This is a genomic window from Rhodoplanes sp. P11 (assembly GCF_964266735.1).
In the GTDB taxonomy this organism is placed as follows: domain Bacteria; phylum Pseudomonadota; class Alphaproteobacteria; order Rhizobiales; family Xanthobacteraceae; genus Rhodoplanes; species Rhodoplanes serenus.
On the sequence record NZ_CAXWGY010000016.1, the window covers coordinates 451,799 to 476,517 of the forward strand.

General features: G+C 71.1%; 15 protein-coding genes. 7 read left to right on the top strand and 8 right to left on the bottom strand.

Going from position 1 to position 24,719, the window contains the following annotated elements; all coding sequences use genetic code 11:
• Positions 1-191 precede the first annotated feature (191 nt).
• From ACFQUV_RS13860 to galU, 3 genes are all read right to left on the bottom strand, one after another.
• Positions 192-1,514 (bottom strand): methyl-accepting chemotaxis protein, encoded by a 1,323-nt coding sequence (locus tag ACFQUV_RS13860; protein ID WP_129610701.1) that lies wholly within the window; start codon positions 1,512-1,514, stop codon positions 192-194.
• Positions 1,492-2,013: a PAS domain-containing protein gene (locus tag ACFQUV_RS13865; protein ID WP_129610700.1), complete on the bottom strand. Its 522-nt coding sequence runs from the start codon at positions 2,011-2,013 to the stop codon at positions 1,492-1,494. Before ACFQUV_RS13865 ends, ACFQUV_RS13860 begins: the two co-directional genes overlap by 23 nt.
• A gap of 290 nt (positions 2,014-2,303) precedes the next feature.
• Positions 2,304-3,185, bottom strand: a complete 882-nt coding sequence (gene galU, locus ACFQUV_RS13870) for a UTP--glucose-1-phosphate uridylyltransferase GalU (RefSeq protein ID WP_129610699.1) — start codon at positions 3,183-3,185, stop codon at positions 2,304-2,306.
• A 304-nt stretch (positions 3,186-3,489) separates the two neighbouring features.
• Between galU and ACFQUV_RS13875 the strand changes: the two genes are divergently transcribed.
• Positions 3,490-4,965 carry a lytic murein transglycosylase gene (locus tag ACFQUV_RS13875; RefSeq protein WP_129610698.1) on the top strand — a complete coding sequence of 492 codons (1,476 nt, stop codon included), beginning with the start codon at positions 3,490-3,492 and terminating at the stop codon, positions 4,963-4,965.
• 187 nt (positions 4,966-5,152) lie between these two features.
• Positions 5,153-6,862: an SGNH family hydrolase gene (locus ACFQUV_RS13880; protein ID WP_244601688.1), complete on the top strand. Its 1,710-nt coding sequence runs from the start codon at positions 5,153-5,155 to the stop codon at positions 6,860-6,862.
• A 200-nt stretch (positions 6,863-7,062) separates the two neighbouring features.
• Here the strand turns inward: ACFQUV_RS13880 and ACFQUV_RS13885 are convergent, their stop codons facing one another.
• Both ACFQUV_RS13885 and gltB read right to left on the bottom strand, forming a co-directional pair.
• Positions 7,063-8,478 (bottom strand): glutamate synthase subunit beta, encoded by a 1,416-nt coding sequence (locus ACFQUV_RS13885; RefSeq protein ID WP_129610697.1) that lies wholly within the window; start codon positions 8,476-8,478, stop codon positions 7,063-7,065.
• A 225-nt stretch (positions 8,479-8,703) separates the two neighbouring features.
• Positions 8,704-13,410: a glutamate synthase large subunit gene (gltB, locus tag ACFQUV_RS13890; RefSeq protein ID WP_129610696.1), complete on the bottom strand. Its 4,707-nt coding sequence runs from the start codon at positions 13,408-13,410 to the stop codon at positions 8,704-8,706.
• Positions 13,411-14,144: 734 nt separating this feature from the next.
• Between gltB and ACFQUV_RS13895 the strand changes: the two genes are divergently transcribed.
• A complete protein-coding gene (locus tag ACFQUV_RS13895; protein ID WP_129610695.1) occupies positions 14,145-14,414 on the top strand; it encodes a hypothetical protein in 270 nt (89 codons plus the stop codon).
• Between the two features lie 137 nt (positions 14,415-14,551).
• Here the strand turns inward: ACFQUV_RS13895 and ACFQUV_RS13900 are convergent, their stop codons facing one another.
• Complete coding sequence (locus ACFQUV_RS13900) at positions 14,552-15,040, bottom strand: Hsp20 family protein (protein ID WP_111385398.1); 489 nt, start codon at positions 15,038-15,040, stop codon at positions 14,552-14,554.
• 556 nt (positions 15,041-15,596) lie between these two features.
• On the opposite strand from ACFQUV_RS13900, the gene ACFQUV_RS13905 reads away from it, so the two are divergent.
• Positions 15,597-16,544 (top strand): alpha/beta fold hydrolase, encoded by a 948-nt coding sequence (locus ACFQUV_RS13905; protein WP_129610694.1) that lies wholly within the window; start codon positions 15,597-15,599, stop codon positions 16,542-16,544.
• Positions 16,545-16,742: 198 nt separating this feature from the next.
• Here the strand turns inward: ACFQUV_RS13905 and acs are convergent, their stop codons facing one another.
• Positions 16,743-18,695 carry an acetate--CoA ligase gene (acs, locus tag ACFQUV_RS13910; RefSeq protein ID WP_129610693.1) on the bottom strand — a complete coding sequence of 651 codons (1,953 nt, stop codon included), beginning with the start codon at positions 18,693-18,695 and terminating at the stop codon, positions 16,743-16,745.
• Between the two features lie 496 nt (positions 18,696-19,191).
• Between acs and xdhA the strand changes: the two genes are divergently transcribed.
• From xdhA to xdhC, 3 genes are read left to right on the top strand one after another with little or no spacing between them, the layout of a single operon-like run.
• Positions 19,192-20,688, top strand: a complete 1,497-nt coding sequence (gene xdhA / locus ACFQUV_RS13915) for a xanthine dehydrogenase small subunit (protein ID WP_129610692.1) — start codon at positions 19,192-19,194, stop codon at positions 20,686-20,688.
• Positions 20,675-23,032, top strand: coding sequence for a xanthine dehydrogenase molybdopterin binding subunit (xdhB, locus tag ACFQUV_RS13920; RefSeq protein WP_244601687.1), 2,358 nt, complete (start codon positions 20,675-20,677; stop codon positions 23,030-23,032). Before xdhA ends, xdhB begins: the two co-directional genes overlap by 14 nt.
• 49 nt (positions 23,033-23,081) lie before the next feature.
• The gene (gene xdhC / locus ACFQUV_RS13925; protein ID WP_129610690.1) at positions 23,082-24,056 is read left to right on the top strand and encodes a xanthine dehydrogenase accessory protein XdhC; all 975 of its coding nucleotides are present in this window, start codon (positions 23,082-23,084) and stop codon (positions 24,054-24,056) included.
• A gap of 7 nt (positions 24,057-24,063) precedes the next feature.
• Here the strand turns inward: xdhC and ACFQUV_RS13930 are convergent, their stop codons facing one another.
• A complete protein-coding gene (locus ACFQUV_RS13930) occupies positions 24,064-24,666 on the bottom strand; it encodes an HdeD family acid-resistance protein (RefSeq protein WP_129610689.1) in 603 nt (200 codons plus the stop codon).
• Between the last annotated feature and the right edge of the window lie 53 nt (positions 24,667-24,719).

A 24,719-nucleotide genomic window follows, 5' to 3' on the forward strand; every position in this document is an offset into this window, starting at 1 on the left:
CACGACGCCGAGGCGATCAAGTGTGCGGGAAAGCGCGCGACTTGATCGGCGGCCGAGCGGCTCTCCGAAGAGCGTCAGCTCATCGAAGAATCGGATCATCGAGCCTCGAACGCGAGAGCGCCGCGGAGTCACTCCGCGGCGCTCTCGTCGCTCTATTGCCACGTCGCTCCGGCTGTGGTGTGGCCTGCCGGTCAGGCGGCCGGAGCATCTCTCTGCGGCGCGCGCTTCAACGACGTGAGAAACTCCTTCACCGAATCGCCGAGAGCGGCCGACTGCTCGGCGAGCCCCCCGGACGCCGACATGGTGAGCCCGGCGTGCCGCTCGGAATCGGTGGCGTGATCGGTCACCCGGCGGATCGTCTCGGAAATCTCCCGCACGCCGGCGAACGCCTGCTCGACATTGCGGGCGATCTCCTGGGTCGCCTGCGATTGCGCCTCGATCGCCTCGGCCACGTGGGCGGTGATCTGATCGACCTCAGTCATGGTGGAGCCGATCGCCGTCACCGCCTCGACGGCGGCCCGCATGGTGGTCTGCACCTCCACGATGCTGCGCGAGATGTCCTCGGTGGCGCGCGCCGTCTGGCCGGCGAGACTCTTCACCTCCTGGGCCACCACCGCGAAGCCCTTGCCGGCCTCCCCGGCGCGAGCGGCCTCGATGGTGGCGTTGAGGGCCAGAAGGTTGGTCTGCGCCGCGATGGCGTTGATCAGCTCGACGATCTCGTCGATGCGCTCGGTGGCGCTCGACAGGCTGGCGATGGTCTGGGTGGCATGCTCGACCTTGGCGACCGCCTCGCGGGCGATGGCCGCCGAGCGGTTGACGTCGCGGCCGATCTCGCGCGCCGAGGCGGCGAGCTCGGTGGTGGCGGCCGCCACCGTCTCCATGTTGGTGCTGGCGTGCTCCGAGGAGGTCTCCACCACCTTGGCGCTGTCGCGGGTGGCGGTGGCGCCCTGACCGAGCACACCGGCGGTCGACTTCATGTGGCCCGCGGCGCCCGACACCGCGTCGACGACGCGGCCGATGGCGGACTCGAACGCCGCCGTGTCGGCGTTGAAGGCGGCGACCCGGCGCTGGATCACCTCCATGGCCTGGTTGATCGTCTCGCTGGCGCCGCGCACGGCCCCGTGCAGGCCCTTCGGCAGGATGCGGCGGTGATAGCGATTGTCGCGGATCGCCGCCATGGCGGCGGCGGATTCACGCACGAAGGCATCGCAGCGATCGATGGCGTCGTTGAACGCATGTTGCAGGCGCCCGAGCTCGCCGCCCTCGCGGATGCCGAGAACCCGAGCCTCGAAATCGCCGATCGCGATACGCGCGGCCACCGCGGTGACGCGCCGGCACACGGCGGTGATGCGGGCGAGCCGCCAGGCCGCGGCTGCGACCGCGACGCCGGCGACCGCGACCGCAGCCCCGGTGGCCACGGGGGCCGCGAGGGCGAGCCCGATGCCGGCGCCGACCAGCGCGGCGGCCGCGACACCGAGGGCAACGACTGCCTCAGAGAGCAAAGACGAGTTCATCGTAGGGCATCTTTTGAGCGTTGACGAAGTCGATCAGCCGGCGGTAACCCGCCGCCAGCGCGTCCTTGCCGTTGGCGTGGCGCTGCTCCTCCCGCAGCACCTCGGCATACACCGGGGCGATCGCCTCGATGGCGCGGCGCTCCGGGAGGCGGCGGTTGGAGTGGTAGCCGACGATGTTGCCCTGGCCGTCGTAGGACGGCGTCACATGGGCGAACACCCAATAGAAGTCGCCGCTCCGCGCCATGTTCTTGACGTAGGCGAAGACCTCCTGGCCATTCTGGATGGTGTCCCACAGCAGCTTGAACACGGCCCGGGGCATGTCCGGATGCCGGATGATGCTGTGCGGCTGGCCCAGCAGCTCCGCCTCGCTGTAGCCGCACACCGTGCAGAACACCCGGTTGGCGTAGGTGATGCGGCCCTTGAGATCGGTCTTCGAAACGATCAGGTCGTCGGGATCGAAATGCACTTCGCGATGGGTCGGCCTAGCCTGGGATGACACGACGCTCGTCCTATGCGTTCGGTTTATTCGTCCGCATTATCCATTGGCATGATGGTGGTAAATAAATCCTCCCATCGGCGTCGACGCGTCCGAGTTTGCATGGCCGTCCCGCTGTTCGACACCGGCCGGGCCAGCGCGGCTACCCGGAGCGCCTGCGCGCCGCCGAATACGATGCAGCAACATCGTCCGTGGGGTGCCGACCACGCCGGGCTACAGGCGTCGTCGCCGGGCTCGACCCGGCGACCATTTCGCTGCGAGAGACAGCTGTCTGGTGCAGGCGAGACGCGCGATCACGCGCCCAGCATGCGCTCCAGCTCCTTGCGGAAGGCCGGTGCGATGTCGTCGCGGTCGAGCGCATAGGCGACGTTGGCGCACAGGAAGCCGATCTTGGAGCCGCAGTCGAAGGCGCGACCCTCGAACTTCACGCCGAAGAACGGCTGGTTCATCGCCAGCTTGATCATCGCGTCGGTGAGCTGAATCTCGCCGCCGGCGCCCCAGCTCTGGTTCTCCAGGATGTCGAACACCTCGGGCTGGAGGATGTAGCGGCCGGTGATGATCAGGTTGGAGGGTGCCTTGCCGCGCGCCGGCTTCTCGATCATCTCGGTGACCTCGAACGCCTTGCCGAGCGACTTGCCGGCGCCGACGACGCCGTACATGTGCAGCCGATCCTCCGGCATCTCCTCGACCGCGATGACGTTGGCGCGCTGGTTCAGCTCGCGATACGCATCCATCATCTGGGCGAGGCAGCCGCGCTCGGCCTGCACCAGCACGTCGGGCAGCAGCAGCGCGAACGGCTCGTCGCCGACGATGTCGCGGGCGCACCACACCGCGTGGCCGAGGCCGAGCGGCGACTGCTGGCGGGTGAAGCTGGTCTGGCCGGGAATCGGCAGGTCGCGCTCGAGGTGCTCGAGATCGGCGAAGCGGCGCCGCTCGGTCAGCGTCACCTCCAGCTCGTACTGGCGGTCGAAGTGATCCTCGATGACCGCCTTGTTGCGGCCGGTGACGAAGATCAGGTGCTCGATGCCGGCCTCGCGCGCCTCGTCGACGACGTGCTGGATCAGCGGCCGGTCGACCACCGGCAGCATCTCCTTGGGCATCGCCTTGGTGGCGGGCAGGAAGCGCGTGCCGAGACCGGCGACGGGCAGAATGGCTTTGCGGATGGGTTTGGTCATGATGCGATCGCGTGGTCGGGACCGACAGGGTCCGCAGGCGCGGCAAAGAACCACGCCGGGCCGGCCGAGTCCATGGATAAACAGGCGGAGTCGGACGGCGGTGACGGCGCCCCCTGCGGCACGAAACCGCTGGCCGGCCGTGCGGTTCCGATCCGGCGGCGGGGACCGCCGCGCGGCCCGGACCGCGGGAGCGGCGCGGACCAGCACGCCCCGCCACGGCCGCATTTGCGTCGCGACCGCGCCACGGGCAGTTAAGATGGCTTAAACCCTGCCCGGCCTTGACTCGCGCGGACGGAGACACGCGATGGCAGAGACGGCGACGACCCCCGCGACGGCGATCACCCTGGCTCGCCGGCGACCAGCCGCATGGCACTGGACCGGCCGGCACCCGACCGGATGGCGCCTCGCCGCCGCCGGCGGCGCGCTCGCCCTCGCGGCGACGCTGGCGGCCGCGCCCGCCGCGGCACAGAGCTTTCTCGACAACCTGTTCGGCGGACCGCGGACCACCGGCTCGATCTCGCCGGCGAGCGCCCCGGCGGCGCCCCTGGAGGCCGCCCCGCAGGCCCCGGCCCCCGGCGGTGCGCGCCCGTGGAGCGGCGAATCGGGCAGCTCCGGCCATCCCCTGATGACGGCCGATGCGATCCGCGCCGCCGCCGCCGACTTCCCGGCCTGCATCCAGCGGATGTGGCCGGAGGCCGCCCGCCGCGGCGTCTCGCGAGCGAGCTTCGACCACCACACCGCCGGCCTCACCCCCGAGCTGCGGCTGATGGACCTGATGGACGCCCAGCCGGAGTTCACCAAGGCGTTCTGGGACTATCTCGACCTGCTGGTCAGCGAGGCGCGGATCAAGCGCGGCCGCGAGATCCTCGCCCAGCACGCCGCCACCTTCGCGGCGGTCGAGAAGGCGTACGGGGTCGACCGCCACTTCGTGGCGGCGATCTGGGGCGTCGAATCGAATTTCGGCACCCAGATCGGCGACCGTCCGGTGGTGCGCTCGGTGGCGACGCTGGCCTGCGTCGGCCGCCGCCAGGCCTATTTCCGCGACGAGTTCCTGGCCGCCCTGGAGATCCTCCACCGCGGCGACGTCGTGCCGGACCACCTGAAGGGCTCCTGGGCCGGCGCCTTCGGCCCCACCCAGTTCATGCCGACCTCGTTCAAGCGCTACGCCGTCGACTTCGACGGCGACGGCCGCCGCGACGTCGTCGACTCGATGGCCGACATGATCGCCTCGACCGCCAACAACCTGAAGAAGGACGGCTGGGAGCCCGGCCGGACCTGGGGCTACGAGGTGGTGGTGCCGCAGGGCTTCGACTACCTGATGGCCGACTCGTCGCGCTGGCTGACGCTGGCCGAATGGTCGCGCCTCGGCCTCGCCCGGCCGAACGGCAAGGGCTTCCCGCGCCCGACCGACAAGGCCTACCTCCTGGTCCCGGCCGGCGCCCGCGGCCCCGCCTTCCTGATGCTCAAGAACTTCCGGGTCATCATGAAGTACAACCCGGCCGAAGCCTATGCGATGGCGATCGGCCACCTGGCCGACCGCATGCGCGGCGATGGGCCCATCGTCCAGGCGTGGCCGCGCCACGAGCGAGTGCTGTCGAGCGCCGAGCGCTACGAGCTCCAGAGCCATCTGGTGCGGCGCGGCTTCGACATCGGTGGCGAGCCGACCGGCCGCATCGGGCCGCGCTCGCGCACCGCCATCAAGCGCTACCAGCACACGGTGGGGCTGATCCCGGACGGCTTCGCCAGCGCCGGGCTGCTCGACCGGCTGCGCACCCGCTGAGCGGCCGACGTCTCCCCCCGAGGGGGGACGGAACCGGCGCATGTCACCGTCCCTTGAAAAGCCGGGACCGGGCTGCGATCTTGCTGTCGCCACGGTGACCGCCCAGGATGCGGCCCCGCGTCGCTGCGCCGCCGGACGGGCCGGCGCGCTGCGGCGCCGACCATCGGGCGTGCGGAGCAGACCGACCATGACACGGCGGACGATGCGCGGGACCGGCCGCGCGCCTCGGATTCGCGCCCCCGGGCTCGGCGGCGTGCTGGCGCGCGCCCTCGTCGTGCTCGGCCTCGTGGTCGCGGCCCAGGCCGGGTTGCTGCTCGCCCCCGGCGGGGTGACGCCGGCCGCCGCGCAGCTCTTCGACGACCGCTTCCCGTTCCAGAACCCGTTCGGCAACCCGTTCCGGCGCCAGCAGCAGCAGCAACAGCAGCAGTACTGGAACCCGTTCCAGCCGCAGCCCGAGCCGCGCCAGGCGCCGCCGCCGGTCGACTACTCCAAGGCACCGGCGCCCAAGAAGCCGGAAAGCGCGCCGACCACCAATGTCCTGGTGTTCGGTGATTCGCTCGCCGACTGGCTCGCCTACGGGCTCGAGGTGTCGTTCACCGAGTCGCCCGAGATGGGCGTCATCCGCAAGCACCGCACCCAGTCCGGCCTGATCCGCCAGGAGGTGCGCAGCGATCCGCGCGGCGAGCATCCCGACTGGCCGAAGGCCATCCAGGAGATGCTGGCGGGCGAGAGGCCCGACTTCATCGTCATGATGGTCGGCCTCAACGACCGCCGGCCGATCCGCGAGCCGCGCGCCGCCCGCGCCGGCGTCACCCGGCCCGGCCAGCCGCCCCCCGACGAGCCCCCCGCCGAGGGCGGCGACGCCCAGGCCACCGGCAGCGGCACCCACGAGTTCCGCTCGGAGCGCTGGTCGGAACTCTATATCCGCCGCATCGACGAGACCATCGCGGCGCTCAAGAGCAAGGGCGTGCCGGTGTTCTGGGTCGGCCTGCCGCCGGTGCGTGGCACCCGCTCGACCGCCGACATCAGCTATCTCAACGACTTGTTCCGCAGCCGCGCCGACCGCGGCGGCATCGTCTATGTCGACGTGTGGGACGGCTTCGTCGACGAGGCGGGCCGCTTCGCCCAGCAGGGGCCGGACGTCGACGGCCAGATTCGCCGCCTGCGCACCGCCGACGGCGTCCACTTCACCCAGGCCGGCGCCCGCAAGCTCGCCCACTACGTCGAGCGCGAGCTGCAACGGTGGATGACGCGCGGCACCCCGGTGGCGCTGCCGGTCGAGGAGCCCGCCAAGGGTCCGGAGCCGGCCAAGCCGGCCGCGGCCGAGCCGAGCGCCCCGCCGCCGCCCGCCGGGACGGCGCGGCCACTGTCCGGCCCGGTGATCACCCTCGGTCCCATCCCGATCCCCGGCGACGGCGACGACCAGCTCGCCGGTGGCCCGCGCCAGACCAAGACGGCGGCCCTCGACGCGGTCGCCACCAAGGTGATGGTGAAGGGCGAGCCGATGCCGGCGCCGGCCGGCCGTGCCGACGATTTCGCCTGGCCGCGGCGCGAGCCCGCGGCGGTCGGCGCCGATCCGGTGGTGGCCTACACGACCCTGCCGATGACGCCGATGAAGGCCGAGCGCCAGATGGTGGCCGACGCCCCGGCGTCCGCCCCGGCAGCCGGGACCGGCGGCGCCACCGCGGCCGCCCAGCCTGGCCCCGCCCGCCCGGCGGCGCCGAGCACGCCGCGCGTCGCCCGCAGCCAGCCCCAGCCGCAGCAGCCCCAGGTGTTCGGCTGGTTCGGCCAGCCCTACCGGCAGCCGCAGTACCAGACCTACCAGCAGCAGCAACAGCAGTACCGGCAGGTGCAGCGCCCGACCTTCTTCCCGTTCCTGTTCGGCGGCGGGCGCTGACGCAGCTCCGGCGCGCCGGGCTTCGGTTCGCCACCGAAGGAGCCGGGAGCGCATTGCCGGCGACAGCACCGCCCGACGAAAAACGCCCGCACCTCGGTGCGGGCGTTTCCTCGTCATACGAGATCCGGTGATCACCCGGGCCTGGCTCCGCCCGGCCGCACCACCGCCGCGAGACCGGCGACAGGATCAGCGCGGCGGGATCAGCGCGGCAGGGCGCTCGACCCCATCAGGAACCTGTCGACCGCATGGGCGGCCTGGCGGCCCTCGCGGATCGCCCACACCACCAGCGACTGGCCGCGGCGCATGTCGCCGGCCGTGAACACCTTGTCGAGCGAGGTGCGGTAGCCATCGGTGTCGGCCTTGACGTTGCCGCGCGGATCGAGCGCGATGCCGAGCCCGGCCAGCATGCCCTCGTGCACCGGATGCACGAAGCCCATGGCGAGCAGCACGAGATCGGCGGCGAGCTCGAAATTGGAGCCCGGGATCGGCTTCATGGCGGCGTCGACTCGCACGCAGTGCAGCCGCTTCACCTTGCCGTTCTCGCCCGAGAACCGCTCGGTGAGCACCGAGAACTCGCGGGTGGCGCCCTCCTGGTGGCTCGACGAGGTGCGCAGCTTGAGCGGCCAGTTCGGCCAGGTGACGAGCTTGTCGGCCTTGGCGGGCGGCTGCGGCAGAATCTCGAGCTGAACGATCGAGGCGGCGCCCTGGCGGGCCGAGGTACCGATGCAGTCGGAGCCGGTGTCGCCGCCGCCGATGACGACGACGTGTTTGCCGGTGGCGAGAATCGGCTCGCCCGTGACCGGCTCGCCGCTCACCCGCTGATTCTGCTGGCGCAGGAAGTCCATGGCGACGTGGACGCCGGCCAGCTCGCGGCCCGGGATCGGCAGATCGCGCGGCGCCTCGGCGCCGCCGGCCAGCACGATGGCATCGAAGCGGTCGATCAGGTCCTTGGCCTTTACGGTGACGCCGACATGGGCGCCATAGTGGAAGGTCACGCCCTCGGCCTCCATCTGGGCGACGCGGCGGTCGATCAGATGCTTCTCCAGCTTGAAGTCGGGGATGCCGTAGCGCAGCAGGCCGCCGGCCTTGGCCTGCTTCTCGAAGACGTGCACCTCGTGGCCGGCGCGGGCGAGCTGCTGGGCACTGGCGAGCCCGGCCGGACCCGAGCCGATCACCGCGATGCGATGGCCGGTCGGCCGACTCGGCGGCTCCGGCTTCACCCAGCCCTGCTCGAAGGCCTTGTCGACGATGGCGCACTCGATGGTCTTGATGGTGACCGGGTTGTCCTCGAGGTTCAGCGTGCAGGCTTCCTCGCAGGGCGCCGGGCAGACGCGCCCGGTGAACTCCGGGAAATTGTTGGTCGAGTGCAGGTTCTGCGCGGCCGTCTTCCAGTCGTCCAGATAGACGAGATCGTTCCAGTCCGGGATCTGGTTGTTCACCGGACAGCCGGTGTGACAGTACGGGATGCCGCAGTTCATGCAGCGCGCCGCCTGCGTCTTCAGCTCCGGCTCTGGCAGCGGCAGCACGAACTCGCGGTAATGGCGCAGGCGCTCCTCCACCGGCGCGTACTTGCGGTCGGTGCGCTCGAATTCCAGAAAACCCGTAACCTTGCCCATCGTTCTTCTCGATCCTGGCGCCGACCCGATCGGAGAGGCCGCTGCCTGTCTGTTCAGTCTCGCGGTGCGGTCCGCCCCGCCCCCGTCCGAAGTCCCGTCATAGCCGGGCTCACCCCGGCCATCCTCGCCTCGATCCGGTCGTGCCGGACACTCGTGGCCGCCCGGGACGAGCCCGGGCATGACGCCGTCGAGGTTCGGGGCAGACGTGATCGTGTCGCGTCCGCCTCACTCGGCCGCCTGCATGGCGGCCTCCTGCTCCTTGGCCAGCTCGGCGAGCGCGCGCTTGTACTCGAGCGGCATCACCTTGCGGAACCTGGGCAGGAACGCCGCCCAGTTGTCGAGGATGTGGCGGGCGCGCTGCGAGCCGGTGAAGCGCGCGTGCTTGCTGATCAGGAGATGCAGCCGCTCGGCGTCGTGGCGCGTCATGTCGCGCAGCACCTCGACCCGGCCGGGCGTCTCCAGATCCTTGGCGTGGTGGTAGTAGGCGGCGTTGACCGCCTCCTCCTCGGGCAGCGGCTGAAGCTCCACCATCGCCATGTTGCAGCGGTTCTGGAAGCTGCCGTCCTCGTCCAGCACATAGGCGACACCGCCCGACATGCCGGCCGCGAAGTTGCGCCCGGTCTTGCCGAGCACCACCACGACGCCGCCGGTCATGTACTCGCAGCAGTGATCGCCGGCGCCCTCCACCACGGCGGTGGCGCCCGAGTTGCGCACCGCGAAGCGCTCGCCGGCGACGCCGCGCAGGTAGCACTCGCCCGCGATGGCGCCGTACATCACCGTGTTGCCGACGATGATCGACTCCTCCGGCACGATGCCGGCCTCCGCCTGCGGCCGCACGACGATGCGACCACCCGACAGGCCCTTGCCGACATAGTCGTTGGCGTCGCCCTCCAGCTCGAGCGTGACGCCGCGGGCCAGCCAGGCGCCGAAGCTCTGGCCGGCGGTGCCGACCAGGCGGATGTGGACGGTGCCGTCCGGCAGTCCCTCGTGGCCGTAGCGGCGGGCGATCTCGCCCGACAGCATGGCGCCGACGGTGCGGTCGGTGTTGCCGACGGTCGCCTGGATACGCACCGGGGCGCCGCGGTCGAGCGCCGGCTGCGCCTCGGCGATCAGCTTGCGGTCGAGCACCTTGTCGAGGCCGTGGTCCTGCGTCTCGCACTTGCGGATGGCGACCTCGGCGGGCGCCACCGGCTTCATGAACAGGCGCGAGAAGTCGAGCCCCTTGGCCTTCCAGTGCTCGACGAGGCGGCGCTGGTCGAGCATCTGCATCTGCCCGACCATCTCGTCGATGCGCCGATAGCCCATCTCGGCCATCAGCTCGCGCACCTCCTCGGCGACGAAGAAGAAGTAGTTGATGACGTGCTCGGGCGTGCCCTTGAAGCGGGCGCGCAGCACCGGGTCCTGCGTCGCGACGCCGACCGGGCAGGTGTTGAGGTGGCACTTGCGCATCATGATGCAGCCGGCCGCGATCAGCGGCGCGGTGGCGAAGCCGAACTCGTCCGCACCCAGCAGCGCCCCCACCACCACGTCGCGGCCGGTGCGTAGCCCGCCGTCCACCTGCACGGCGATGCGGCCGCGCAGCCGGTTGGCGACCAGCGTCTGGTGGGTCTCGGCGAGGCCGATCTCCCACGGCGAGCCGGCGTGCTTGATGGCGGTGAGCGGCGAGGCGCCGGTGCCGCCCTCGAAGCCCGAGATGGTGACGTGGTCGGCGCGCGCCTTGGAGACGCCGGCCGCCACCGTGCCGACCCCGACCTCGGAGACCAGCTTGACCGAGACATCGCCCCGCGGGTTGACGTTCTTGAGGTCGAAGATGAGCTGCGCCAGATCCTCGATCGAGTAGATGTCGTGGTGCGGCGGCGGCGAGATGAGGCCGACGCCGGGCGTCGAGTGGCGCACCCGGGCGATGGTCTTGTCGACCTTGTGGCCGGGCAGCTGGCCGCCCTCGCCGGGCTTGGCCCCCTGCGCCATCTTGATCTGCATGACGTCCGAGTTGACCAGATACTCGGCGGTGACGCCGAAGCGGCCGGACGCCACCTGCTTGATCGACGAGCGCATCGAGTCGCCGTTCGGCAGCGGCTTGTAGCGGTCCGCCTCCTCGCCGCCCTCGCCGGTGTTCGAGCGACCGCCGATGCGGTTCATGGCGATGGCGAGCGTGGTGTGCGCTTCGCGCGAGATCGAGCCGAACGACATCGCCCCGGTGGCGAAGCGCTTGACGATCTCGGCCGCCGGCTCGACCTCGGCGAGCGGCACCTTGGTGCGGCCGTCCTCCTCGGCGGAGCGGATGCGGAACAGGCCGCGGATGGTCAGGAGCCGCTCGGACTGCTCGTTGACCATGCCGGCGAAGGCGCGGTAGCGCTCCTGCGAGTTGCCGCGCACGGCGTGCTGGAGCGCCGCGACGGTCGGCGCCGTCCACACATGCTCCTCGCCGCGGGTGCGGTAGGCGTACTCGCCGCCGACGTCGAGGGCGTTGCGATAGACCGGCGCATCGCCGAAGGCGTCGCGATGGCGCCGCACCGTTTCCTCGGCGACCACATCGATGTCGATGCCCTCGATGCGGGTCGCGGTGCCAGTGAAGTAGGCGTGGACGAACTCGGACTTGAGGCCGACCGCGTCGAAGATCTGGGCGCCGCAGTAGGACTGATAGGTGGAGATGCCCATCTTGGACATCACCTTCAGCATGCCCTTGTTGATCGACTTGATGTAGCGCTTGACGATCTCCTTCTCGTCGAGGCGCTGCGGCAGCTCGTCCCGCATGGCGAGCAGCGACTCGAAGGCGAGATAGGGATTGATCGCCTCGGCGCCGTAGCCGGCGAGGCAGCAGAAGTGATGCACCTCGCGCGGCTCACCCGACTCGACCACGAGGCCGACCGAGGTGCGCAGGCCGCGGCGGATCAGGTGGTGATGCACCGCCGCGCAGGCGAGCAGCGACGGGATCGGGATGCGGTCGGTGCCGACCGCACGATCCGACAGGATGATGATGGTGAGGCCGTCGCGCACCGCGCGCTCGGCGCGCTGGCACAGCGCCGCCACCGCCGGGCGCAGCCCGTCGGCCCCGGCAACCGTCGGCCAGGTGGTGTCGAGCGTGATGGAGCGGAAGCCCGAGCCGTCCATGTCGGCGATCGAGCGGATCTTCTCCAGGTCGTCGTTGGTGAGGATCGGCTGGCGCACCTCCAGCCGCTTCACCCGCGACACGCCCTCCAGGTCGAACAGGTTCGGCCGCGGCCCGATCATCGAGACCAGGCTCATCACCAGCTCCTCGCGGATCGGGTCGATCGGCGGATTGGTGACCTGGGCGAAGTTCTGCTTGAAGTAGGTGAACAGCAGCTTCGGCCGCGACGACAGCGCCGAGATCGGTGCGTCGTTGCCCATGGAGCCGACCGGCTCCTCGCCGGTCGAGGCCATCGGCGCCATCAGGACGCGCAGATCCTCCTGGCTGTAGCCGAACGCCTGCTGGCGGTCGAGCAGCGCCAGGTTGGAGGCGACCGGCCGGCTGCTCGCCGGCGGCAGGTCCTCGAGCACGAGCTGGGTGCGGTCGAGCCACTCGCGATAGGGATTCTTGCGGGCGAGCTCGGCCTTGATCTCCTCGTCCGGGATCAGCCGGCCTTCGACCAGGTCGACCAGCAGCATCTTGCCGGGCTGCAAGCGCCACTTCACCACGATGTCCTTCTCCGGGATCGGCAGCACGCCCATCTCGGAGGCCATGATGATGCGGTCGTCGCGGGTGACCAGGTAGCGCGCCGGCCGCAGGCCGTTGCGGTCCAGCGTGGCGCCGATCTGGCGGCCGTCGGTGAACGCGATGGCGGCGGGGCCGTCCCACGGCTCCATCAGGCCGGCGTGATACTCGTAGAAGGCGCGCCGCTCCTCGTCCATCAGCGGGTTGCCGGCCCACGCCTCGGGAATCATCATCATCACGGCATGGGCGAGCGGATAGCCGCCCTGGACCAGGAACTCGAGCGCGTTGTCGAAGCAGGCGGTGTCCGACTGGCCCTCGTAGGAGATCGGCCACAGCCGGTCGATGTCGGCGCCGAAATTCTCCGAGCGCGCCGACGCCTGCCGCGCCGCCATCCAGTTGACGTTGCCGCGCAGCGTGTTGATCTCGCCGTTGTGGGCGATCATCCGGTACGGATGGGACAGCGACCAGGTCGGGAAGGTGTTGGTCGAGAACCGCTGATGCACCAGCGCCAGCGCGCTCTCGAAGTCCGGATCGTGCAGGTCCGGATAGTAGGCGGCGAGCTGGTCGGCCAGGAACATGCCCTTGTAGATCAGGGTCCGGCAAGAGACCGACACAGGATAATAAAGCGCGGTGTTGCGACCGCGCTTTTCGTAGAGAATCCCGGAAATCGTCTTGCGGAGGAGGTAGAGCCTGCGCTCGAAATCCTCCTCGCAGAGCCGCAGGCTCCCCTGCCCGATGAACACCTGCCGGTGGAACGGCTCGGTCGGCCGCACCGAGTAGCCGAGGCTCCTGTCGTCGGTCGGCACGTCGCGCCAGCCCAGGATCTGCATGCCTTCCCGCATGGCCTGGTCGGCGTAGAGCTTCATGATCTCCTGCCGGCGATCCTCGTCGTGCGGCAGGAAGAGCTGGGCGACACCGTATTGGCCGGGCTCCGGCAGGTCGAAGCCGAGCTCCGCCGCCTTCTTGCGGAGGAAGCGATCGGGCATCTGGACCAGGATGCCGGCGCCGTCGCCGGCGCGCGGGTCGGCCCCGACGGCGCCGCGGTGCTCGAGATTGCACAGGATCGCCAGCGCGTCGGCGACGATCTGGTGCGACTTGCGACCCTTGATGTCGGCGATGAAGCCGACGCCGCACGAGTCCTTCTCGTCCGCCGGGTCGTACAGGCCGCGGGCCTGCGAGGCCGGATCAGGGACGGCCGCCGCCGGTTTACGGGTGGCCTGTCCATTTCCGAAGCTCGAGCCGGACCTGTTCGCGGTCATGTGCAAACCCTCGTATCGCTCGCCCGTCCGTCGGACGTCTGTGTCAGAGGCGGGCGTGCCCGCTGCGCCGCGTCACCCCTCGGTGTCGCGATGCCAGCGGGCTCGTTGTCCCCGGCCAGGCGCCCGGTCCGGCGACGCACACGGCGTCGTCCCGAGGATACAGGCGCTGCGTCGTCGACAGGCGCCCGGCCGCCAGGACCCGGACCGGAGAAGTCAGAACCAAATACATTAAAGTGAGACAGCAATGCTGTCCTAAATCAGAATGCCAAACTCTTGCCACGCATTCAAGGCACCACCCCCAGAATCACGAATTGTGCCCGAAATTCATAACCCTGGCCAGGGCATGGCGAGCCCGCTGCGGGATCGCGGTACCGCTTCCACGCACACCTCGACGACGTCATGCTTCCCGCGACGGCCCGCCGCCACACGGCCGCCCCGCCCCTGCCGAAGTCGGAGACCTGTATGGGCCCGGATCGGGAGGACCCATGACCACAAGAGATGGAGAGGCGGAGGCCGGCGCAGGGCGGCCCAGGTATCGGACCGGACCGGCCCGACGGGCTTCGGTCGGGCTCACGCTGGCCGGGCTGGTGCTGATCGGCACGACGATGCCACTCGCCGCGATGCCGTTCGCTGCCCCCTCGGCTCGCCCCGATGGCGGGACCGCCCCCCTGCCAGGCGACCGCCCGACCGCCGCGACGGAGCCGGACGGACACTCGATCGACGACGATCTGGTCATGGTGGCGGCGAGCCGCCGCCGGCCGATCCCGCCCTGGATCTTCGGCCGCGGCGCCGAGCCGCGGCTGGTGCCCCCGCGGGCGATCCCGGGCCGGCCGGGGCCTGGCGCACGCGCGGGAGCCGCCCCCGGCGGGGCCTCGGCCAAGGCGGCCGCACCGCTGCCGCGGACCCGCCCCGACCGGCCGGGCGAGCCGACCGGAACGGTGTCGTCCCCCGTGCCGCCGCGCGCGCCCGGCGCCGTCACCGTGCCCATCGCGCCGCTGGAGTAACGAAGGAGTGGAGTGACGGGTGGGCCGACCAATCGGCCAAGTGCCCGCTCCACAAAAAGAAAGCGCCCCGGGCGGGGCGCTTCCAGTTTCGCAATCAGGCGCACTCTAGGGCGCGCTCCGTGCGGTCGTTCCGACGGTCAGGCCGCGGCCTTGGAGTCGATCACCTTGGCGCCGCCGTTGCCGGCCGCAGTGCCGATGGCGATCTGGCGCGGCTTCATCTTCTCCGGGATCTCGCGGACCAGATCGATGTGCAGAAGGCCATTCTCCAGGCTGGCACCGCGCACCTCGACGAAATCGGCGAGCTGGAAGGCGCGCTCGAACGCGCGGGCCGCGATGCCCTGATAGAGCACCTCGCCCTTCCTCTCCTCGGTCTTGGCGGCCTGCCGCTCGCCGCGCACCGTCAGGGTGTTCTCCTTCGCCTCGATCGACAGGTCGGAGGCGGCGAAGCCGGCCACCGCGAGGGTGATGCGATAGGCATTCTCGCCGGTGCGCTCGATATTGTAGGGCGGATAGGTCGAGCCCTGGCCCTGGCCGTCGAAGCCGGCGACCTGGTCGAGCATCGAGAACAGCCGGTCGAAGCCGACGGTGGAGCGATACAGAGGGGTGAGATCGAAGCTCGTGCGCATAGCATATCCTCCTAAGAGCGATGAGCCATTTGCGAAGAGGTCCGCCGATGGGCCGGACCTTTCGTGCGCCGCCGAATGGCCGGCGCCACGGTTGATATGGGCGCCGTCCGGCCGCCTTCAAGCCCCCCGCCGGCCGCCGCGATGCGCGGCCGGTTGAGCCCCCCGCCGAGCCTGCTATTAAGAGACCGTTTGGACACTCGGACGGCGGCTGCGTTCGGGTTGCGAACAGCCGGAGGCCAGGAGAAGAGCGACGCCGATATCGGGGATATCGGCGAGCTGTTCGACGCCGCGGCCGGCGTTCGCACCCGAACCCCGCAAGTCGGGCTTGCCCGACTTGCGTCGCATGACGAGCTGAACTCGGGCGAGCCCGAGTTCAGGGGCCGGGCCGCTTCGGCCGCCCGGTGCGTCGCCGATCTCGACCGTACTCCCTGGTACGCTCTTCGATCGGCTCCTGCCGGATCGGCCGAAATCGGCTCCGGCGCAGCCCCGTCGGAGTGTCCAAATGGTCTCTCAGCGGCCGTCAGCCGCCCCACGCCCGCTCGGAAAGCCCTTCGCGGTGAAGCTCGTCTCGATTCCCGCCAATCCGGCCCCCGTCGGCGCCCGCGTCGGCACCATCACGACCCGCGACGGCGTCACGCTGCGCTTCGCCCGGTTCCCGCCGCCGCCCGGCCGGAAGGGCACGGTGTGCCTGTTCCCGGGCCGCGGCGAGTTCATCGAGAAGTACTTCGAGGTGGTCCACGATCTGCGCACGCGCGGCTTCGCGGTGGCGATCCTCGACTTCCGCGGCCAGGGCCTGTCGCAGCGGGCGGTGCGCGACGGCCGCAAGGGCCATGTCGGCCGCTTCACCGACTACCTGGTCGACATCGAGACCTTCGTGAAGGAGGTGGTGCTGCCCGATTGCCCGCCGCCCTTCTTCGCGCTCGGCCAGGGCATGGGGGCGACGGTGCTGATCGAATCGGCGGCGCGCGGACATCGCTGGTTCGACCGCATGGTGCTCAGCGGCCCGATGATCGACCTGGCGCAGCGGCCGCTGCTCGGCGCCGCCGCGCCGCTGGCGCGCACCCTGCGGCTCTTCGGCCTCGGCCGGCTGGCCGCGCCGGGCGCCAGCCGCCGCCCCGCCGCGCTGGGGCCGTTCACCGACAATCCGGCCACCTCCGACCCGGTGCGCCACGCCCGCATCGCCGCGGTGGTCGAGGCCGGGCCGGCGCTCGCGGTGGCGGCCCCGACGATCGCCTGGGTGGACGCCGCCTTCCGCACCATGGCGGCGATGCAGCGCCCCACCTACGCGGCGCGGCTGCGCCAGCCGATGCTGCTGGTCGCCGGCGGCAGCGACACCGTCGTGTCCACCGCCGCGGTGGAGAGCTTCGGCAGCCATCTCCGGGCCGGCTCGCATCTGATCGTGCCGGGCGCCCGCCACGAGCTGATGATGGAGCGCGACCCGATCCGGGCGCTGTTCTGGGCCGCCTTCGACGCCTTCGTGCCAGGCACGCCGCTGTACGGGTGAGCGCGCGCCGAACCGGCGTCCACTTCGCCGGGCAATGCTCAGGAGCGGAACCCGATCCGACTGGATCGGATTCGGCTCCTGACGTCCTTGCGTGATCGCATTGCCGACGGCGAACCGGCGTCCACTTCGCCGGACAATGCATGCTCAGGAGCGGAGCCCGATCCGGCGGGATCGTGCTCCGCTCCGCCGCACAATGCGCTAGGCGGCGCCGCGCTGCGACGCCTGGCGGTTGTTGACCAGGTCGTCCACCACGGTCGGATCGGCCAGCGTCGAGGTGTCGCCGAGATTGCCGAACTCGTTCTCGGCGATCTTGCGCAGGATGCGGCGCATGATCTTGCCGGAGCGGGTCTTCGGCAGGCTCGGGGCGAACTGGATCACGTCGGGCGAGGCGATCGGGCCGATCTCCTTGCGCACCCAGGCGACCAGCTCGGCGCGCAGCTCCTCGCTCGGCTGCTGCCCGGTCATCAGGGTGACGTAGGCATAGATGCCCTGCCCCTTGATGTCGTGCGGGAAGCCGACGACCGCGGCCTCCGACACCTTGGCATGGGCGACCAGCGCCGACTCCACCTCGGCGGTGCCGAGCCGGTGGCCGGCGACGTTGATGACGTCGTCGACGCGGCCGGTGATCCAGTAGTAGCCGTCCTCGTCGCGGCGGCAGCCGTCGCCGGTGAAGTAGCGGCCCGGATAGGTCGAGAAGTAGGTCTGCACGAAGCGCTCGTGATCGCCGAACACGGTGCGCATCTGGCCCGGCCACGAGTCGGCGATGCACAGGCTGCCCTCGCAGGCACCATCCAGCGGATTGCCGGCAGCGTCGACGATCTGCGGCACGACGCCGAAGAACGGCCGCGTGGCGGAGCCGGGCTTCAGCTTGGTGGCGCCCGGCAGCGGCGTGATCAGGATGCCGCCGGTCTCGGTCTGCCACCAGGTGTCGACGATCGGGCAACGATCCTCGCCGACGACGCGGTGATACCACTCCCACGCCTCGGGATTGATCGGCTCGCCGACCGAGCCGAGCAGCCGCAGGCTCTTGCGCGAGGTCTTCTTCACCGGCTCGTCGCCGGCCTGCATCAGCGCGCGGATGGCGGTCGGCGCGGTGTAGAAGGTGTTGACCTGATGCTTGTCGACCACCTCCCAGAAGCGCGCATTGGTCGGGTAGTTCGGCACGCCCTCGAACATCAGCGTGGTGGCGCCGTTGGCGAGCGGGCCGTAGACGATGTAGCTGTGGCCCGTCACCCAGCCGACATCGGCGGTGCACCAGTAGATGTCGCCATCGTGATAGTCGAAGACGTACTGGTGGGTGATGGCCGTGTAGACCAGATACCCCGCGGTGGTGTGCAGCACGCCCTTCGGCTTGCCGGTGGAGCCCGACGTGTAGAGGATGAACAGCGGGTCCTCGGCGCCCATCTCCTCGCACGGGCAGTCGGTCGAGACGGTCTTGGCAGCCTCGTCGTAATAGACGTCGCGGCCCGCCTGCATGGCGACCGCGGCGCCGGTGCGGCGCACCACCACCATGGTCTCGACACCGCCCGCGCGGGTCGCGGCGGCGTCCGCATTGGTCTTGAGCGGCACCTTGCGGCCGCCGCGCACGCCCTCGTCGGCGGTGATGATCACCGTGGACTTGGCGTCCTCGATGCGGCCGGCCAGCGAGTCCGGCGAGAAGCCGCCGAACACGATCGAGTGGACCGCGCCGATGCGGGCGCAGGCCAGCATGGCGACCGCGGCCTCCGGGATCATCGGCAGATAGATGGTGACGCGATCGCCCTTCTTGACGCCACGCGCCTTGAGCACGTTGGCGAAGCGGCACACCTCGGCGTGCAGCTCCTTGTAGGTGATCTTGCGGTCGTCCTTGGGGTCGTCGCCCTCCCAGATGATGGCGACCTGATCGCCGCGGGTGGCGAGATGGCGGTCGAGGCAGTTGTGGGCGACGTTGGTGGTGCCGTCCTCGAACCACCTGATCGACACGTTGTGCGGATCGTAGGAGGTGTTCTTGACCTTGGTGAAAGGCTTGAACCAGTCGATCCGCTTGGCCTGCTCGGCCCAGAAGGCATTCGGATCGGAGATCGAGCGCTTGTACATCTCCTGGTACGCGGCATCGTCGAGATAAGCCCGCGTCGCCCAGTCGCCAGGAACATCATACACTTTCGGCGTCATCTGCTGCTCCCTCCTCGCGGCGGACATTCGTTCACGGAGCTTCGCTCCGGCCGCGCCGACCGTTTCCTCGTCTTTCAATAGGCTCTGCCGGCCCGCCACCACAAGACGGCGAGTCTCACACTTTGGTCGCGGTCCGCCGTCTCGTCGGGACGCGCTGCCGCGACCCCTGGGGCGACGGCGGTGCCACCCGCCAGCCACCAGCCGCGGGCTAAAATGGACCCGGCCGCCGATATGGCGCCCGCCGCCCGGCCGCCGGGCGGCCGTCTCGAACCGAAGCCTCCCGCAATCGCGCCGGCTTGGCAACTGTCCCGCCTGCGGCAACCGCGCCAGCCGGCCGGCAGGCTCCCCGGCGCGCGACAGGCTCGGCGCTCGTCGCCGGTCGGGGCGCTCGTCTCGGCGATCGCTCCGCAGCAACGATATTGGCGACCCGCGCGACTTTGTCCCTACCCGGGCCAATCCTGATTGCGTATGATTTCGTTATCCCTCCGGAGGTGCCATGGCGAGAGACTGGGTGCAGTTCATCCGCGGCGGGCGGGTCGTCCGCTTGCGCGCGTTTCAGCCGCGCGGCACGTTGCTCGACTGGCTGCGCCTGGAGGAGCGCTCGACCGGCACCAAGGAGGCGTGCGCGGAGGGCGATTGCGGCGCCTGCACGGTGGTGCTGGCGCGCCGGCGCGACGGCCGCCTGGTATACGAACCCGTCAATGCCTGCATCGCGTTGGTCGGCCAGATCGACGGGGCCGAGCTGATCACGATCGAGGACCTGGCCGACGGCGGGCCGCTGCACCCGGTGCAGCAGGCGCTCGCCGAACGGCACGGCTCGCAGTGCGGCTTCTGCACGCCCGGCATCGTGATGAGCCTGTTCGCCCATTATCATCGACCGGATCGCACTGGCGATCGGGCCACCGTCGCCGATGTGCTCGCCGGCAACCTGTGCCGCTGCACCGGCTACCGCCCGATCATCGACGCCGCCCTCGAAAGCTGTGCCGGCGCCGCCGCCGACCGCTTCGCGCAGGACGCGCCGCGGCGGCTCGCCGCCCTCGCCGAGCTCGACGACGGCGCCGACGTGAGGGTGGGCGACGACGCCTCCTTCTTCGCGGCGCCGGCGAGCGAAGCCGCGTTGGCCGCGCTGCTCGCCGCGCATCCCGACGCCACCATCGTGGCGGGAGCGACCGACGTCGGATTGTGGATCACCAAGAAGCTCGCGCCGCTGGCGAAGATCGTCCATGTCGGCCGCGTCGCCGGGCTCGATGCCGTCGAGGACCGCGCCGACGCCCTGGTGCTCGGCGCCGCGCTGCCGCTCGCCCGCGCGGCGCCCCTGCTCGCCCGCCTCGATCCCGACATCGGCGAGCTGATGCGGCGGTTCGGCTCGGAGCAGGTGCGCACCTCCGGCACGGTCGGCGGCAACATCGCCAACGGCTCGCCGATCGGCGATCTCGCGCCGGTCATGATCGCCCTCGGCGCCACCGTGGAGCTGCGCCGCGGCGACACCGTCCGCACGCTGCCGGTCGAGGATTTCTTCATCGCCTATGGCAAGCAGGATCGCGCCCCCGACGAGTTCGTCCGCCGCCTGATCGTGCCGAAGCCGAAGCCCGCCACGAGGCTGCGCGTCGTCAAGATCAGCAAGCGCATGGACGAGGACATCTCGGCCGTGATGGGCGCGGTCGCGCTGACGCTCGACGGCGACCATGCCGCGGAGGCCCGCATCGCGGAGGCGCGCATCGCCTTCGGCGGCATGGCCGGCGTGCCGAAGCGCGCCGCCGCGGTCGAGGCGGCGCTCGTCGGCGCCCGGCTCGCCGATCCCGCCGTGTGGCGCACGGCCGCCGCCCTGATCGCCGACGACTTCACGCCGCTCACCGATCAGCGCGGCAGTGCCGCCTACCGATCGCAGGTCGCCACCAATCTGGTGGTCAAGATCCTGGCCGAGATCGCCGGCGTGCCGGCCGACGTCACCCGCGTGCGGCCGAGGGAGGAGCGTGCCCGTGTCGCTTCGTGAGACGCCCGAGGTTCTGCTGCGCCACGTCCGCAAGCCGCTGCCGCACGACAGCGCGGTCAAGCAGGTGCAGGGCGCGGCACCCTATATCGACGACCTGCCGGAGCCGCAGGGCACGCTGCATCTCGCGGTCGGCGGCGCCCCCAAGGCGCGCGGCACCGTCACCCGGCTCGATCTCGATCGCGTGCGCGCCGCCCCCGGCGTCGTCGCGGTGATCACCGCGGCCGACATCCCGGGCCGCAACGGCGTCGCCGCCCACATGGACGACGAGCCGATCCTCGCCGATGGCACGGTGGCGTTCCACGGCCAGCCGCTGTTCGCGGTGGCGGCGACGACCCGCGACGCGGCGCGCCGCGCCGTGCTGCTCGCCCGCATCGAGATCGCCGCCGAGCCGCCCGCCGTCACGGTCGACGACGGCCTCGCGACCGGCGAGCGGGTGCTGCCCGACTATGCGTTCGTGGGCGGCGACGTCGCCGCGGTGATCGCGGCGGCGCCGCGGCAGACGTCCGGCACCCTGCGCATCGGCGGCCAGGAGCACTTCTATCTCGAAGGCCAGATCGCGCTGGCGGTGCCGGGCGAGGACGGCGCCATGCTGGTGCACTCGTCGACCCAGCATCCGAGCGAGGTGCAGCACATCGTGGCGCGCGCGCTCGGCGTGCCCGATGCGTTCGTCACCTGCGAGGTGCGCCGCATGGGCGGCGGCTTCGGCGGCAAGGAGACCCAGGCCAATCCGTGGGCCGCCATCGCGGCGGTGGCGGCGCGCGTCACCGGCCGGCCGTGCAAGCTGCGGCTCGACCGCGATGCCGACATGGCGATGACCGGCAAGCGCCACGACTTCCGCGTCGACTGGTCGGTCGGCTTCGATGCAGACGGCCGCATCGCCGGCCTCGACATGCTGCTGGCGGCGCGCTGCGGCATCTCGGCGGATTGCAGCCAGGGCGTCGTCGATCGCTCGATGTTCCACGCCGACAACACCTATTTCCTGCCGGCCTTTCGCATCGACAGCCGCCGGGTGAAGACCAACACGGTGTCCAACACCGCCTTCCGCGGCTTCGGCGGCCCGCAGGGCATGCTGGCGGCCGAGCGGGTGATCGACGCGGTCGCCTGGTCGCTCGGCCGCGATCCGCTCGACGTGCGCAAGGCGAACTTCTACGCCACCGGACGCGACCGCACGCCCTACGGCCAGACCGTCACGGATGCCGACATCGGCCTCGCGCTGGTCGAGGAGCTGGAGCGAACGTCGGACTATCGGGCGCGGCGCGCCGCCATCGCCGCCTTCAACGCCGCCTCGCCGATCCTCAAGCGCGGCCTGGCGCTGACACCGCTGAAGTTCGGCATCTCGTTCACGCTCACCTCGCTCAACCAGGCGGGGGCGCTGGTGCATGTCTATCAGGACGGCTCGGTGCATCTGAATCACGGCGGCACCGAGATGGGGCAGGGCCTGTTCCAGAAGGTGGCGCAGATCGCCGCCGAGGAGTTCGGCATCGGCCTCGATCGCGTCCGCATCACGCCGACCACGACCGACAAGGTGCCCAACACCTCCCCGACCGCGGCCTCCTCGGGCACCGATCTCAACGGCATGGCGGTGCAGGCGGCGGCCCGCGTCATCAAGGGGCGGATGGCGGCGTTCGCGGCCGAGACCTGGTCGGTGCCGGCCGACCAGGTGATGTTCCAGGACGACCATGTGCTGATCGGCAACCAGCGCGTCCCGTTCGGCGAGCTGGCCCGGCTCGCCCATGCGGCGCGGGTGTCGCTGTCGTCGACCGGCTTCTACAAGACGCCGACGCTGCACTGGGACCGCGCCAAGGCCACCGGGCGGCCGTTCTTCTACTACGCCTGGGGCGCCGCGGTCAGTGAGGTGGTGGTCGACGTCACCACCGGCGAGACCAAGGTGCTGCGCGTCGACATCCTCCACGACGTCGGCCGCTCGCTCAATCCGGCGATCGACATCGGCCAGATCGAGGGCGGCTTCGTCCAGGGCATGGGCTGGCTCACCACCGAGGAGCTGGTGTTCGACGCCGAGGGGCGGCTGCTCACCCACGCGCCGTCCACCTACAAGATCCCGGTCGCCGGCGACGTGCCGGCCGACTTCCGCGTCGCGCTGTTCGACGGCGAGAACCGCGAGGAGACCATCTACCGCTCCAAGGCGGTGGGCGAGCCGCCGTTCATGCTGGCCATCTCGGTGTTCTGCGCCATCGCCGACGCGGTCGAGGCGGCGAGCCCGGGCGGCGGCCTGCGGCTCGATGCGCCGGCGACCCCGGAGGCGATCGTGCGGGCGGTCGGGCCGTTCGATCCGGTGGCGGCGCTGGCGGCGGCGCTCCCGGCGGCGCTGCCGCGCCCGGCCTGATCGCCGCGCCGGGCGCCGCGGCCGCGGGACGCAAGCGAGGCGACGAGCCATGGCAGTCTGGGCGCGCATCGGCGAGATCATCGCGCAGCACGACCGGGCCGCCCTGGTGAGCGTGGTGCGGGTCGCCGGCTCGGCGCCGCGCGAGAGCGGGGCGCGGCTCGTGGCGCGGCCGGATGGCGGCTTCTTCGGCACCATCGGAGGCGGTCGGCTCGAATACGAGGTGCTGGCGGCGGCCGGTGCGGCGCTCGCCCGCGGCGAGCGGCAGGCGCTGCTGCGCACCTGGACGCTCGGGCCGGATCTCGCCCAGTGCTGCGGCGGTGTCGTCACCACGCTGACCGAGGTGTTCGACGCGAGCGACGCCGACGCGGTGGCCGCCCTGGCGGCGGCGGAGCGGTCCGGCCCGTTCGCCACCCTGTCGCGGCTCGGCGAGGACGGCCGCGTCCGCCGCGAGGTCGCCGCCGACCCGGACGCGGCGGTGGCGGGGACACCATCCGCGCAGGCACCATCCGGGCGGGTGCAGCCGGACGCGCCGTTCATCGAGAAGTTCGGCGACGACCGCGTGCCGGTGCTGCTGTTCGGGGCCGGCCATGTCGGCCGCGCCCTGGTGCTGGCGCTGGCGCCGCTGCCCTTCGCGGTGCGCTGGGTCGACAGCCGCGCCGACCAGTTCCCGAGCCACCTGCCTGCGAACGCCATCCCGGTGCTCAGCACCGCGCCGGAGAGCGAGATCGACACCGCCCCGGATGGTGCCCTGGCCGTGGTGACGACCCATCTGCACGCCCTCGACTATGCCATCGCGGCGCGGGCGCTCGGCCGCGGCGATTTCGCCTATGTCGGGATGATCGGCTCGGCCACCAAGCGAGCGCGCTTCGCGAGTCACGCCCGCACGCTCGGGCTCGACCAGCCGGCGATCGACCGCCTGGTCTGCCCGATCGGCCTACCCGGGATCGCCGGCAAGGCGCCGGCCGTGATCGCCGCCTCGGTGGCGGCGCAGCTCCTGATGGTGCGGGCCGCCGGCTCGCCGTGAGCGCCGCTCAGGGCGCCGGAGCGCCCGTCGTGGTGTTGTGCCATTTCCGCAGGCGGAGCGACCACGCGATGTAGACGACGCCGGAGGCGACCGCATAGGCGGCGACCATCCAGGCGATGGCGATGGCGCCGGCCCCCGGCTGGGCCAGGAGCACGATGCCGAACAGGATCGACACCACGCCGGCGACGATCAGCAGCCACTCGTGGGCGATCTCCTTGCGCATCTGGATCGCCGCGACGATCTGCATGGCGCCGAGCGCGATGGCGGTGGCGGCGATCAGGATCAGCAGCGCGAAGGCGACCGCCCCCGGCGAGATCACCGCGACGACGCCGACCGCGATCCCCAGCAGGCCGGACAGCACCAGCCACCAGCGCGCCGAGGACGGCCCCCGTCCGGCGATCGCCGCCGCGAGGGCGAGGATACCGTCGGTGAACGCGAAGGCGCCGTAGAGCACCACCAGCGTCAGGATGGTCAGGCCGGGCCACAGCGCGGCCAGGAATCCGAACAGGATGGCGACGACGCCGCGCAGCAGCACCAGCCACCAGCGGCGGGCGAGAAACTGCAAGGTCGGCGGCAGCGTGGAGGGGACGGTCTCGGGCATGGCCTGCATGGCGGTTCTCCTGGTCGGCTGCGAGACAACGCACGGCGGCGAGGCCCGTTCCC